The 14,197-nt window shown below is 73.2% G+C and carries 9 protein-coding genes; 6 read left to right on the top strand and 3 right to left on the bottom strand.

From position 1 onward, the window contains the following. The 4 genes from AB0J64_RS22335 to AB0J64_RS22350 form a co-directional block, all read left to right on the top strand. Positions 1-1,366 (top strand): DUF5060 domain-containing protein (locus AB0J64_RS22335; protein WP_364029611.1); only part of this gene is annotated, 1,366 nt, incomplete at its 5' end. Between the two features lie 2 nt (positions 1,367-1,368). Further along, positions 1,369-2,364 carry a DUF5605 domain-containing protein gene (locus AB0J64_RS22340; RefSeq protein WP_364029614.1) on the top strand — a complete coding sequence of 332 codons (996 nt, stop codon included), beginning with the start codon at positions 1,369-1,371 and terminating at the stop codon, positions 2,362-2,364. Next, positions 2,361-4,382, top strand: a complete 2,022-nt coding sequence (locus AB0J64_RS22345; RefSeq protein WP_364029617.1) for a hypothetical protein — start codon at positions 2,361-2,363, stop codon at positions 4,380-4,382. The genes AB0J64_RS22340 and AB0J64_RS22345 overlap by 4 nt, the downstream gene beginning before the upstream one ends. Beyond that, a complete protein-coding gene (locus AB0J64_RS22350) occupies positions 4,379-5,674 on the top strand; it encodes a glycoside hydrolase family 28 protein (protein ID WP_364029620.1) in 1,296 nt (431 codons plus the stop codon). Before AB0J64_RS22345 ends, AB0J64_RS22350 begins: the two co-directional genes overlap by 4 nt. Here AB0J64_RS22350 and AB0J64_RS22355 read toward each other — a convergent pair. Genes AB0J64_RS22355 through AB0J64_RS22365 form a run of 3 tightly spaced genes read right to left on the bottom strand, consistent with a single transcriptional unit; the run spans position 5,665 to position 11,184 of the window. After that, on the bottom strand, positions 5,665-7,434 hold the full coding sequence (locus AB0J64_RS22355; protein ID WP_364029623.1) for an ABC transporter ATP-binding protein: 1,770 nt from the start codon (positions 7,432-7,434) through the stop codon (positions 5,665-5,667). The genes AB0J64_RS22350 and AB0J64_RS22355 overlap by 10 nt on opposite strands. After that, complete coding sequence (locus AB0J64_RS22360; protein ID WP_364029626.1) at positions 7,431-9,248, bottom strand: ABC transporter ATP-binding protein; 1,818 nt, start codon at positions 9,246-9,248, stop codon at positions 7,431-7,433. Before AB0J64_RS22360 ends, AB0J64_RS22355 begins: the two co-directional genes overlap by 4 nt. A 49-nt stretch (positions 9,249-9,297) precedes the next feature. Further along, positions 9,298-11,184 carry a beta-L-arabinofuranosidase domain-containing protein gene (locus AB0J64_RS22365; protein ID WP_364029629.1) on the bottom strand — a complete coding sequence of 629 codons (1,887 nt, stop codon included), beginning with the start codon at positions 11,182-11,184 and terminating at the stop codon, positions 9,298-9,300. A 103-nt stretch (positions 11,185-11,287) separates the two neighbouring features. Between AB0J64_RS22365 and AB0J64_RS22370 the strand changes: the two genes are divergently transcribed. Both AB0J64_RS22370 and AB0J64_RS22375 read left to right on the top strand, forming a co-directional pair. Next, on the top strand, positions 11,288-13,018 hold the full coding sequence (locus AB0J64_RS22370; RefSeq protein WP_364029632.1) for a hypothetical protein: 1,731 nt from the start codon (positions 11,288-11,290) through the stop codon (positions 13,016-13,018). Between the two features lie 91 nt (positions 13,019-13,109). Beyond that, positions 13,110-14,192, top strand: a complete 1,083-nt coding sequence (locus AB0J64_RS22375; protein WP_364029635.1) for a GDSL-type esterase/lipase family protein — start codon at positions 13,110-13,112, stop codon at positions 14,190-14,192. Positions 14,193-14,197 lie beyond the last annotated feature (5 nt).

Here is a 14,197-nt window from a genome sequence, read left to right on the forward strand (position 1 = left end):
ACGCTGGGGCGTCCACGAGCTCGAGCTGGCCGGTCCGGCGGGCGGCAACCCCTTCGCGGAGGTCCGCCTGTCGGCCCGGTACCGGTACCGCAACCGCATCGTGGAGGCCGAGGGCTTCTACGACGGCGACGGCGTCTACCGCGTCCGGTTCATGCCGGACGCGGTGGGTCCGTGGAGCTACACGACCGTAAGCAATGTGACCGAGCTGGACGGGCACGCGGGCGCCTTCGAGGTGTCGCCTGCCTCCGAGGGCAACCACGGCCCGGTGCGGGCCTCCGGCATCGACTTCGAGTACGCCGACGGCACGCCGTACCTGCCGTTCGGGACGACCTGCTACCACTGGACGCACGACATGGACGAGGAGCGCGAGCGCGAGACGCTGCGCACGCTCGCGGCCTCGCCGTTCAACAAGGTCCGCATGTGCGTGCTGCCGACCGGGCAGATGACGCCGCCGGAGGTGCCGTTCGCCGGCGACGACCCGGACGGCCTGGACAAGACCCGCTTCAACCCGGTGTTCTTCCGCCATCTGGAGGCCAGGATCCGGGACCTGCGGGACATCGGGGTCGAGGCCGACGTGATCCTCTTCCACCCGTACGACGGCGGCCTGCGCGGCGTGGAGGACATGGGCCGGGAGACCGACCACGCCTACCTGCGCCACGTCATCGCCCGGCTGGCGGCCTACCGCAACGTGTGGTGGTCGGCCGCCAACGAGTACGACTTCAACCAGGCCAAGACCGTGCACGACTGGGACGACATCCTGCGGACGATCCTGCGGCTGGACCCGTATGAGCACCTGCGCTCGATCCACAACGGGACCCGGATGTACGAGGTGGCGCCGCTGTACGACTTCACCAAGCCGTGGGTGACGCACCAGAGCGTCCAGCACTGGGACGCCACCCTGACCGACGCGTGGCTGCGGGAGTGCCCCAAGCCGGTGGTGATCGACGAGATCTCGTACGAGGGGAACGTGGGCAAGCGCTGGGGCAACATCACCGGCGCCGAGCTGGTGGACCGGTTCTGGGAGGGCATGGTGCGCGGCGGCTACGTCGGGCACGGCGAGGCGCTGACCGGTTTCCAGGAGCGGGCGTGGATCGGCAACGGCGGCGGGCTGCACGGCGAGAGCCCGCCCAGGATCGCCTTCCTGCGCGAGGTCATGGAGGCCCGCCGCGACGGCGTCGTCCTGCGCTACCTCGGGCGGCGCCAGTCCGCCGAGGTCACGGTCGAGCTGCCGGACGGGGAGCACGAGGTGGAGCTGATCGACACGTGGAACATGACGATCACCCCCGTGGACGGGGTGCATCGGGACCGGGTCCGCGTCGCGCTGCCGCGGCGGCCGTACCTGGCGCTGCGAATGACAAGGGTGTGATCATGACGTCGATGGCGACCACCGCGCTCGGCTGGCACCTCCACGGTGACAAGCGGCGCGCGCAGACGCTCGCCACGCTGGAGTCCTCGCCGTTCGACCGGGTGCGGATGGCGGCGTTCGCGACCAGGTGCACGCTCGACGAGCTCGAGGAGCGGCTTGCGGAGCTGGCGGCGATCGGCGTGGACGCGGAGCTGGTGCTGCTGCATCCCGGCGACGGCATCGCCGACCTGGGCGCGGCGGTCCGTTACCTGGAGGAGGTGGTCCCGCGGCTGGCTCCCCACGCGAACGTGTGGTGGTCGCTGGCCGCCGACCCCGGCGCCTTCCCGTTCCTGTCGGAGCACGACTGGGTGCGCCTGGCCGAGCTGGTGGCGGAGGAGGACCCCGGCCACCATCCGCTGTCGATCACCGTCGAGGCGGGGTCGCCGCTGCTGTGGCGGCGGGCCTTCACCCATGGGAGCGTGCGCGCGCCCAGCCCGCGGGACGCGTGGGTGCGGACGCGCGACCATCACAAGCCGGTGCTCATGGACATGTGCGGGTACGAGGGGGACGCGCACGATCCGTGGCTGAGCCTGACCCCGCAGGAGGTCGTGGCCCAGGCCTGGGACGGGGCGATGCGGCGGCGGTACGTGACGCACGGGGAGTCGTACCTGGACGACGACGGGCTGACCTGGTCGCAGGACGGCGGCACGCTGACCGGGGCGGCGGTGCCCCGGCTGGCGCTGCTGCGCCGGGTGCTCCGGGAGACGCCGCCGGAGGCACGCTACGTGGACCGCGACGCGCCGATGCTGGAGCTTCCCGGCGAGTTCTCCCTCGAGTTCTGCGGGGATCACCGGTTCCCGCAGCGGGAGTACGAGGTGCCCGCCGGGCGGTACGAGGTCGAGGTGATCGACACGTGGGAGATGACCGTCACCCCGCTGGGTGTGCGGGAGGGCGGGACGGTGACCGTCCCGCTGCCCGTCACGGTGGGGCAGGCCATCCGGCTGCGGCGGCTCCCGTGACGGGGGTACTCGCCGCCGTCGCGGAGCCGGGCGGGAAGGTCGTCGAGGTGGTGGCGGGCGCGGACGGTCCGGAGGTGTGGCTGCGTCACCGCGACGCGGGCGCCCCGCACCTCCGGGCGCCGCTCCACGGGATGCTCACGGCCTCCACCGGCCGCCCGTGGCGCATCGAGCCCGCCGAGCCCGGCTCCTTCGAGGTACGGGACGCCCAGGTGGTGGTGACGGCGCGGTGCGGGCCGCTGGGCGCGCGCCTCGTGCTGGCCTTCACCGCCGGCGGGCTGCTCGCCCTCACCACCACCTGGCGCAACGACTCCGCCCACGAGGTCACCGACGTGGCGGCCGGGCTGCTGCTGCCGCTCTCCACGCAGGACCCGTACGTCACCATGCCCGGCGTCCTCTACAACGACAATCCCTCCTCCGACCCGGACCGCCGGGTCCCCCACCTCGGGTACGTGTGCGAGGAGCACCGCCTGCCCGTTCCCGCCGTCAACGCCGCCTGGGACGACCGGTACATCAGCCTGTTCGCCCACCCGGAGCCCGCCCGCGCCGCCGACGGCACGGTGCGCTACGGATCGTTGGGCGTCATGCGGTCGCCGGGTCTCACGGTGGCGGCGATGACCGGGGTGATCGCGTTCGACGGCGCGCCGGACGTCTGCTACGTCAGCAAGGCCGAGGTGGCGGACCTGCCGATCGGCTACCGGGACCTCACGCCCGGCGAGACGATCGTCACCCGGCACACCGTCGACTGGGGCCCGGTCGAGCCACGCGGGCTCGGCTTCAGGAAGCTCGTGCACACGAAGCTCTACCAGGAGGACCGGGGCGCGCGTCCGCTGGAGCGCGAGGACATCGTCCGGCTCAAGACCGGCGCCATGGACGCGCGCTGGGCGGGCCACGGCTACCTCGCCTACGAGGGCACCCGCCACGGAAGGCCCCGCTCGTACCTGTACGGCTGGACCGGACAGTGCATGAAGCTGGCCCGCTGCGACGCCCTGCTGGGCCTCGACCGCGGCGAGCCCGAGCGGGTCGAGCGGGCCCGCCGCGCCGCTGACTTCTACGTCGAGGGCAGCACGACGCCGGTGCGCGGCCTGCGCTCCGGCCGCTACCTGCTCGACGACGGCAGGTGGGAGATGTTCCGCAAGGACGGCCCGGAGAATTGGCCCGAGTTCGTCTCCAGCCGCGCCCACGGCGAGACGATCGCCGACCTGGCCGAGCTGGCGCTCCAGTTCCGGGAGGCGGGGCTGGAGGTGCCGCCGGCGTGGGAGGAGGCGGTGGCGGACGCCGCCGCGCTCTTCTGGCACTCGAGGCTGCCCGAGGGCGTCGTCCCGCTCGGCTGGACACCGGCGGGCACGCCGGTCACGCGCCTGGTCTCCGCCGCTGGCGCCGCGTGCGTGCAGGCCATGCTGGGGGCGTACCGCCTCAGCGGCGAGCGGGTGTGGCTGCTGCGGGCCGAGGAGATGCTCGGCCACTACCACCGGCTGCACGCGGCCACGTTCGAGCGGCCGTTCGCGCACGCCACGCTGGACGCCTCCGGCGAGGACAAGGAGGCCGGGATGTACTACTTCCAGGCCGCCTTCGACCTGTACCGGCTGACCGGCCGTGAGAGGTACGCGGAGTGGGCGGAGGCGGCGGCCGACTGGCTGCTGACGTTCGTCTACGTATGGTCGCCGGAGTTCGACGCGGGCAGCACGTTCGAGCGGCGCGGCTTCAAGGCGTGCGGCTGGCCGGCGGTCAGCGTGCAGAACCACCACCTCGACGTGTTCTTCCCGACCTCCGAGCTGATGGAGTTCGGCCTGGCGACCGGCAGGCCCTGGTACGCGGCCAGGGCCGACACGATCCTGCACGCCATGGGCCAGGGCATCTGCCAGGAGCCCGGCGACTGGGGCTTCGAGACGCCCGGTGAGCAGGGCGAAGGGTTCTTCCAGACCAACTGGCAGCGCAAGGGCGAGGCGAACACGTGGAACCCGTCCTGGGTGATCGCCCTGCCCCTCTACCACGCGCTGCGCATGAGGAAGGCGACATGACGGAGGAAGAGGCCTGGCGGTACGCGGACGAGCTCCGGGACCGGGTGCGGCCACCGGAGTTCCCCGACCGCTGGTTCGACGTCACCGAGTTCGGCTCGGGAACGCAGGCGTTCCGCGCCGCCGTCCGGGCATGCCACGAAGCGGGCGGCGGCCACGTGCGGGTGCCCCCGGGGACGTACCCCACCGGCGCCGTCCACCTGCTCAGCAACGTGGACCTGCACGTCGAGGCGGGCGCGACGATCCTGTTCAGCACCGACCCCGCCGACTATCTCCCGGCCGTCTACACCCGCTTCTCGGCCATCGAGTGCTACAACTACTCCCCCTTCATCTACGCCTACGGCCAGGAGAACATCGCGATCACGGGCGCCGGGACGCTGGACGGCGGTGCGGGGCCCGAGCACTGGTGGCCGTGGGTGGGCACGCCGGAGTTCGGCTGGCGGCCGGGCACGCCGCACGAGGCCGAGGACTGGGCCGCGTTGCAGCGGATGGCCGCCGAGGGCGTGCCGGTCGAGGAGCGCGTGTTCGGGGCGGGCCACTACCTGCGGCCCAACCTGATCCAGCCGTACCTGTGCCGCAACGTGCTCGTCGAGGGCGTGCGGATCGTCCGCTCCCCCATGTGGGAGATCCACCCGGTCCGGTGCGAGAACGTCCTGGTCCGCAACGTGACGATCCACTCGCGCGGCCCCAACAACGACGGCTGCGACCCCGAGTCGTGCCGGTCGGTGGTGATCTCGGGCTGCGTGTTCGACGTCGGTGACGACTGCGTCGCCATCAAGGCGGGGCGCGGTCCGGACGGGCGGCGGGTGGGGGTGCCGTGCGAGGACGTGCTGATCGAGGACTGCGACATGCGCTACCGGTACGGGTCCGTCGCGATCGGCACCGACACGACCGGCGGCATCCGCAACGTGTTCGTCCGCCGCTGCCGCTGGGGCGGCGACGGGCTGTACTTCGGCCTCTACATCAAGACGAACTCGGTGCGCGGCGGCTTCGTGGAGAACGTCTACGTCAAGGACATCGAGATCGACGGGCTGACCAAGGAGGCCGTCTCGATCGACCTCTACCACGGCGACGGGCACAACGGCGACGAGGCGCCGCTCGTCCGCGACATCCACGTGAGCGGGCTGCGCAGCGACCGGACGCGCAGCGCGTACCTGCTGCGGGGCTATCCGGAGCAGCCGCTACGGCAGATCACCATCAGGGACAGCTCGTTCACCGGGGTGCAGCGGGCGGACGTGGCGTGCGACGTCGAGGGCCTCTCGGTCACGGGCGTCATGGTCGAGCCTCACGAGTAGGCCTCGGCCTGCGCGCTGTAGAGCGTGGCGTACCGGCCGGCGAGCGTCATCAGCTCCTCGTGGGAGCCCTGCTCCGTGACCCGGCCCTCCTCCAGGACGACGATGTGGTCGGCGCTGCGGACGGTGGAGAACCGGTGCGAGACCAGCAGCGTGATCCGGCCGCGCCCGGTGGCCGCGTGGCGCAGGAAGTGCTCGTACAGCTCGTGCTCGGCCTGCGGGTCGAGTGCGGCGGTGGGCTCGTCCAGCACCAGCAGCAGCGGGTGCGGCCGCATCAGCGCGCGGGCCAGTGCCAGCCGCTGCCACTGGCCGTGCGACAGCTCGGCGCCCGCGTAGAGCCGGCCGAGCTGGGTGTCGATCCCGTCGGGGAGCCGCTCGGCGATCGGCGTGGCGCCGGCCCTGTCCAGGGCCTGCGCCACCGCGGCGGGGTCCTCGACCGACGGCAGCCAGCCGACGCCGACCGCCTCCCGCAGCGGGAGCTGGAACTTCACGAAGTCCTGGAAGACGCCGGTCAACCGCAGCCGCCACGCCGGCAGGTCGAGCTCGGGAAGCGGGACGCGGTCGGCCGTGATGTGGCCTTCCGTGGGCGCGTACATGCCGCTGAGCAGCTTGACCAGGGTGGTCTTGCCCGCGCCGTTGCTGCCCACCAGGGCGACCGTGGAGCCGGCGCGCAGTGTCAGGTCCACGCCGGACAGCACCGGCTCCGCCGAGCCCGGGTAGGTGAAGCCGACGCCGTGGAGCTCGATGCCGTCCCGGAGCTCGTCCGGGGCGGGCCGGGTGCCGGTGGGCCGCTGGCGGCGCGCGTAGTCGAGCAGCCAGAGGTAGTGGCGGGTGGAGTGCCCGGCGTCGGCGATCTGGGAGAAGCCCTGCACGGTGCCGTACACCTGGAAGCGGAGCTGGGTGCCGAGGCTGATGACCATCATGAGGTCGCCGAGCGTGGCCTCGCCGCGGCCGACCATCCTGGTCATCAGCACCAGCGCGGCGACGAACCCGGCGGCGTAGCAGAGCCAGCCGGCCAGCTCCCAGCCGATCGCGCCGATGCGGGCCCTGAGCACGGCGTCGATCACACGGTGGCGGGCGGCATCGGCCGCGGCGTCCAGGACGGGACCGGCGCCCGAGACGTAGATCTCCTTGCCGGTCTCCGGCTCGATGCACATCCGGTGCAGGCGCTGCTCCAGGCGGGACTGCTCGGCGGTGGCGACGCGCGCGTCGGCCAGCCGCCGCCGGGCGCGCCCGGCGGCCCACAGCGGTGGGAGCGCCAGCACGGCCAGCGCGGACAGCGCCGGGTGCACCGAGGCGAGCAGCCACAGCGACAGCCCGGCGCTCACCACCGCCATGGCCGTGTCGGACAGCGCCCAGCAGGAGCCGGCCAGGGCGCGCGTGCTGCGGCGCAGCAGGCTCAGCCGGTCGAGGTAGTCGGTGCGTTCGAGGTGCTCGAGCGTGGGGATGGCGGCGGTGGCGTCGAGGATCTCGCCGCTGATCTCGATGTCGACCCGGTTGATCAGGTCGTCCTGGTAGTTGTAGCGCGTACGGTTGCCGGCGGCCAGGACGGTGTAGGCCAGGGTGCCGACCACGACGGCCACGACGAGCGCACCGACGGCGTGCTCGCCCGCGGCGTCCACGGCCCAGCGCTGGCCGAGGGCGGTGAGGGCGGTCGCGGCGGCCTGGGCGACGGACAGGACGGTGATCACCGCGAAGGCGGCCCTGTCGGTCCGCCAGGCGAGGGCGAACATGTGGCGGACCAGCCGGAGGTTCTCGGTCATCGGCTCGTCGCTCCCGTGTCGGTGAAACGGGCGGCCTGCAGGCGGAAGAGCCGGGCGTAGGCGCCCTCCTCCGCCAGCAGGGTCGCGTGGCTGCCCTGCTCGGACACCTGGCCGCCCTCCAGCAGCACGATCCGGTCGGCGTTGCGCACGGTGGAGAGCCGGTGCGAGATCAGCAGCACCGTGGCGCCCGGCACCGCCGCGACGACCTGCCGGTAGAAGCTCGCCTCGGCCTCGACGTCCAGGTGCGCCGTCGGCTCGTCCAGGATGAGCACGTCGCGGCCGTGCTCGACGGCGAAGATGGCCCTGGCGATGGCGACGCGCTGCCACTGGCCGCCGGACAGGTCGGTGCCGTCGGAGCGGTCGCGCGCGAGAGGGGTGTCGTAGCCGCCCGGCAGCGCCTCGATCTCTGCGCCGATGCCGGCGCGGCGGGCCGCGGCGCGGATCCCGTCGAGGTCGGAACGGTGTTCCGGCGCGGCCATCGCGATGTTGTCGGCGGCGGAGAGCGGGTAGCGGTTGAAGTCCTGGAACACCACGGCCACGCGGCGGCGCCACTCCGGCAGGTCGCCGAGGCCGAGGGTGCCGCCGTCCACCAGCACCCGCCCCGAGGTGGGCGGGAACAGGCCGGCGAGCAGTTTGATCAGCGTGGTCTTGCCGGCGCCGTTCTGCCCCACCAGGGCCAGCACCTCGCCGGGGTGGACGGCCAGGTTCACCCCGGCGACGACGTCGCGGTCCGTGCCGGGGTAGCGGAAGACCAGGTCCTCCAGGCGGATCTCGGCCGGCACGGACGTTCCGCGCGGCGCGCTCCCGGCCTCGGCGGGCGGCGCGTGGTGCGTGCTCAGGCGGTCGAGCGCGCGGACGGCGCCGAGTCCGAACTCGATGTCGAACGCCTCGTAGCCCATGGAGCTGATGGACAGGAGTCCGAACGCGGACACCAGCACGGTCACCAGGTCGGACGGGGAGAGCGTGCCGTGCACGGCGGCCAGGCCGGGGAAGAGCAGGGCGGCCCCGGCCGACACCGCCGCCAGCACGGCCGTCAGCCACTGCTGCCGCAGGATGTCGCGCCGGTACGCCCAGATGGTCCGTGCCCAGGCCAGCACCTCCCGGTTCCGGCGGCGTACCACCCACTCCTGCAGTCCGAACAGGCGGATCTCCTTGGCGGCCGGAGCGGTCGAGGCGACGTCCGACCAGTGCTCGCCCCGGCGGCGAAGGTCCTCACGGGCGTCCGCCACCGCCGCCAGGCCGATCCACCAGCGGCGGATGAGCGCACGCTGGGTCAGGGCCGTGGCCAGCAGGAAGACGGCCAGCAGCGGCGAGAAACCCACCGCCACCACGGTCGCGGAGCCCACTGCGGCCAGCATCCTGAACACCAGCCGGAGCTGGCCGACGGCGGCCGTGCCCGGGGAGCGGACCCGGCCGCCGCCCGGGTCGGAGGCGCGGGAGGCGTCGTCGGCGAACGCCGGATCCTCCAGATGCGCCATGTCGGCGGGCCCGAGCGCGAGCCGGCGGACCTTCCGCATCACGCGGGCGTCCACACGCCCGGCCACGAACTGCTCCAGCGCGCCGCCGAGCGCCTCGAGCACCTCGGTGACCGCCAGTAGGGCCGCCATCGTGACGAGCGGCCACACGATCGCGGTGGCGGGCTCCCGGCCGCTCGCGGAGCCGATGAGCGCGGCCACCAGCCATCCGGTGGACAGGGCGGTGGCGGCCGGCGCCAGCGCCCCTCCGGCGTGCACGAGCACCAGGCCGGCGACGGCTTTCCGATCTTGGAACGACAACTGTAACAGGCGGATGCGTTCGACCAGCAGCGTCCTCACGGAGCGGGGGCCTCCATGCGTGGGGGGGATCAGGCCCGGAGATCATATGTCAGCGATGCATGGGTGCCCAGACCGTCATCGGGCCCACTCCGCGGTTGGCCCACGCGTAGTAGGGCACGAACGTGAGATCGACCGGGCCCCCGTGCTCCGGTTCACGGGGGCCGGCGGCGGTGCGGTAGGGGAAGCCGCCGTCCTCCTCCCGGTGCACGTGGGCCCGGCCGCGCGCGATGACCGGCACCACATCGGCGGGCAGCCCGGCCACCGCCGTCCCGTCGCGCAGGTCCGCCCCGGCCACGCACAGGTCGTCCACGATGACGCCGGGGTGGTCGGCCTGCTCCAGGCAGTAGACGAGGGGGCCGCGCTCGACGGCGACCTGCCCGCGGGCCACGTCGAGCCGGGGCACGGCCGCGGTGAGGCGGGGCCGTACGCCGAGGTCCAGGGCGATCCGGTCGCCCGGCCGCCAGGTGCGCCGGAGGCGGTGGTAGGAGCCCGGCTCGGCGGGCCGGTCGTCCATGCCCGCCATGGACACTTCCGCCGCGTCGGCCCAGGCGGGGATGCGGGCCGAGAAGGTCCACGGCCGGTCGGGGGTCTCCCGTACGACGATCTCCACCCGGCCGCTCCACGGGTAGTCGGTCTCCACCTCCAGCACCACGTCGCCCGCCCGCACGGTGCCGGGGGCGTACAGGTGGAGCTGGACGCCGTCGCCGTCCCGGGTGGCCAGGTAGTGGTCGAGTGAGGAGAGCAGGCGCATCACATTGGGCGGGCAGCAGGCGGTGCCGTACCAGTCCTGGCGGCCGCGGGCGGGCGCGCGGAAGTCGTCGGGGTTCGCGCCCGCGCGCACGCGCAGCGCGTTGACGTAGAAGAAGCGGTCGCCGCCGAGGGAGAGGCCGGGCAGGACGGCGTTGTGGAGCGTGCGCTCGATGAGGTCCGCGAAGGCGGCCCTGCCGGTGGCCAGCAGCATGCGCCACGACCACTGGATGCTGCCGACGGCCGCGCAGGTCTCGCAGTACGCGGTCTCGGGGGCCAGGTCGTGGGGGCCGCCGAACTGCTCGCCGTACCAGACGGAGCCGAGGCCGCCGGTCAGGTACGTCTTGGTCGCCACCATGTCCCGCCACTGCCGTTCCAGGGCGTCCAGCAGTCCGAGGTCGGAGGTCTCGACGGCCACGTCGGCCGCCCCCGCGGCCAGGTACATGGCGCGCACCGCGTGTCCCTCGACGGTGGCCGCCTCGCGCACCGGCACCCGGTCCTGGCGGATGCCCGGCCCGTGGTGGCCCTTGAGCGGGAGGAGCGCGTGGCCGCGGGTGGCGACGAACCGGGCGGCGAGGTCCAGGTACGAGCGGGTGCCGGTCTCCCTGTGCAGCTCCACCAGGGCCGTCTCGACCTCGGGGTGGCCGTCGAGCGCGTTCTCGGGCAGCGTCGCGACCAGGTGGTCGGCGAACCGGGTGGCGACCTGAAGCAGCGTGCGGTCGCCGACCGCGCGGCTGCCCGCGACGGCGGCCTGCATGAGGTGGCCCGCGCAGTAGAGCTCGTGGCTGGAGGCCAGGTCGGAGTAGCGTTCGCGGCCGGTGAGCTGGGTGTGGGTGTGCAGGTAGCCGTCCGGGCACTGCGCGGCCGCGACGAGCTCGGCGGCCTCCTTGTACGACGCGGCCAGGTCGTCGTCCTCGGCCCTGCCGCGCTCCCAGGCCAGCGCCTCCAGCCACTTGTAGACATCGGAGTCCGCGAACACCTTGCCCCGGTGCCGCCCGGTCAGCCGGAGGTTGTCGAACGCGCCGGACTCGCGTACCCGCTCGCCGCCCAGCGGGATCGTCACCTCGCGGTTCACGCGCTGCCGCGCGCCCCAGAAGCCACCTCCGACACGCCCGCCCGCCACGGGCCGGAGGGTCACCGCGGCGTCGGGACGAGGCCGTACGACCGAAGACATCCGATCATCGCTCATATCGCCATCCTGCTTCAGCTTTCCATATCTAACAAGATACGAATATTTATGCTCATGGGTGGGCATGGGAGAGCCGAGTCTCTGTTGACGCGAAGGGATGCCCATGCCCGAGATCCCCGACACGGTGCTGCTCGAAGAACGGGCCGAGCTGGCGATGAACGCGGTGGCCGGACTGCCCGACCCGGACATGGACGGCATTCCGTACTTCAGCGCCGACCTGCTGGCCCGCCCCGCGACGCTGCGCCACGGCGACTGGGACTACGGCTCCAGCCACGGACGGCTCCTCGACGCCTGTCTCCTCGCCAGGCACATGACGGGCAAGGACACGTGGCGGGAGGTCGAGGAGGGGTTCAGGCGGCGGCTGATCGGCTTCTTCGGCGAGGACGGGCTGAGCTACCGGCTCGCGCGGCCCGAGGTGGGCTGGCCCGCGAACGCCAACCTCATCGACCAGCGCGCCGTGCTCCTGTCACTCACCACGTGGTACGTGTCCGACGGCGACCCCGAAGCGCGGAAGGTGGTGGACCGGCACGTGGCCGCGCTCAAGCGGATCGCGGTCAAGGAGCGGGACGTGTGGTTCTACCCCGCCTCCGAGTACACCCCGGACGGCTGGCCCTCCCCGAACGCCGTCGCACTCCACCTGGCCCCCGACCCGGCCTCGTTCAGCGGGCGGCTGATCATGCCGCTGCTCCGGTACCACCAGGCCACCGGCAACGAGGACGCGCTGGAGCTGTGCGGGTGGTTCGCGCGGCTGATCGTGCACAAGAGCGGGGTGTTCGGCGAGGACGGGAGCTTCAACCCCGCCCGCGCGTACCGCAGCGGCCACTTCCACACCCGACTCGGCACCCTGGAGGGGCTCGCCCGCTACGCCCGCCACGCCGGCGACCACGAGCTCACCGCGTACGTCCGCCGCGCCTACGACTGGGCGCTCGGCCAGGCCACCGCGTTCGGCTGGACGCCCGGCGACCTCGCGGACCAGCGGTACGAGCACGAGAGCTGCTCCCTGGTGGACCTGATCGGCGCCGGCACCACGCTGGCGGGGTCCGGGCACACCGCGTACTGGGGCGTCGTCGAACGGTTCCTGCGCAACCACCTCGTGGAGTCGCAGCTGCTCGACCTGAGCTGGGTCGAGTCCGCGCCCGACACCTCGGGCGACGAGCCCGGCTGGACGACCCACGTCCGGGTGGGCGAGCGGGTACGCGGCGCCTTCGCCGGGTACGGCGCCCCCAACGACTTCGTCTGCGACGTGGAGCTGGGCCGGGGGCACACGGCCGACGTGCAGGCGTGCTGCGTCGGCTCGGGCGTGCGCGGCCTGTTCTGGGGGTGGAACTCCATCGTCACCGCCGGCCCCCGCGCCGTCCGGGTCAACCTGCTGCTCACCCGGGCCACCCGGCAGGTCACCGTGCTCAGCCACCTTCCCCACGAGGGCCGGGTCGACCTGGACGTCCACGAGGACCTGCCCGAGCTGCGGGTGCGGGTGCCGGACTGGGCCGGGTACGCCAAGGTCCGCGTGACCCGCGACGGGGGCGGGCCAGGCGATGCGGGCGGCGGCGGCTTCGACGGGACGCAGGCAGGGGCGTGGGCGCCGGACGGCTACCTGTCGATCCCCGCGCCACGGCGTGGCGAGCGGATCACGGTCACCTTCCCTGTGCCGGAGACGACCTCCACCGAGGTGGCGGCGGGACGGGAGTACCGCGTGCGGTGGCGGGGCGACGACGTGATCGGCATCAGTCCCGAGGGGACCGCCCGGCCGATGTACAGCGGGCGCAAGGTCCATCCGACCGCGCCCCGGCGCGACTACACGCTGACCCGCCCGGCGAAGGAGTGGGCCTGGTGAGCCGGCCTCTTCCTGAGGCGCCCTCCGGCGACCCGTCAAAGCCGCACGACCTGCCGTCGGGCCGCTACGAGTGCACAGCGGCGTGGGAGCGATGAGCCGTCTGGTGACCACGTGGGCGGCGGCCTCCGAACGGGTGGGCGGCTCGTTGTGCGACGTGACCGTCCGCAACATCGTCCGGACCACCGTCGCCGGGACGGATTTACGTGTCCGGCTGACGAACGCCTTCGGGGACCGGCCGGTGACGTTCGGGCACGTGTACGTGGGCGTGCCGGGGCCGGGCGCGGCGCTGGAGCCCGGATCGAACCGGATGGTCACGTTCGGCGGATGTCCCGACGTGACGCTGGCACCAGGCGCGACGAGGCTCAGCGACCCGCTGCCGGGCCGGGTGCCGCCGCTGGCGCGTCTCGCCATAAGCGTCCATCTCCTGGGCAGATGTGCGACACCCACGGGCCGCAACCGCGCCACGACCCCCGCCTACCGATCACGGCCCGGCGACCACGCCGCCGACGAGACCGGAGCCGCGTATACGGAGGCGGCGGCGATGTGGCATTGGCTGGACGCGCTGATCGTCTCCGCGCCCGCCCAGGTGTCCGTCGTCGCGGTGCTCGGGGACTCGTTCACCGTGGGTGTCGGGGCCGAGGCCGGGCGCGGCTGGGCGGACCTCCTCGCCGAGTGCGGACGGTACGCGATCGCCAACGAGGGCGTGTCCGGCGGACGCGTCCTGACCCATGGCACCGGCCGCCCCGCCGAGGAGCGCCTGATCGCCGAGGTGCTGACCAAGCCGGGAGTCGACACTGTGATCCTGTTGGCCGGGATCAACGACCTCGGCGCGGGCGCACGCGCGAACGCGCTCATTGCCGCGTACCGCCGAATGATCGAGCAAGCGCACGCCACGGGGGTGCGCGTGATCGGCGGCACGCTGGCGCCGTTCGCCGGGGCCGAGTACTTCACCGACGCCGGCGAACGGGCCCGTAAGTCCGTGAACGCGTTCATCCGGCGGGGCGGCGCGTTCGACGGGCTGGCCGACTTCGACGCCGCCCTCCGCGACCCCGCCGAGCCCGGCCGGCTCCGCCTCGAATACGACTCCGGCGACCACCTGCACCCGAGCACCGCGGGCCACCACGCGATGGCCGCCGCGGTTCGCTCGGCGGTGACGGGGATCGGGAAACCGTGATCCTG

This window comes from Nonomuraea sp. NPDC049695 (genome assembly GCF_040674955.1).
Classification (GTDB): Bacteria; Actinomycetota; Actinomycetes; order Streptosporangiales; family Streptosporangiaceae; genus Nonomuraea; species Nonomuraea helvata.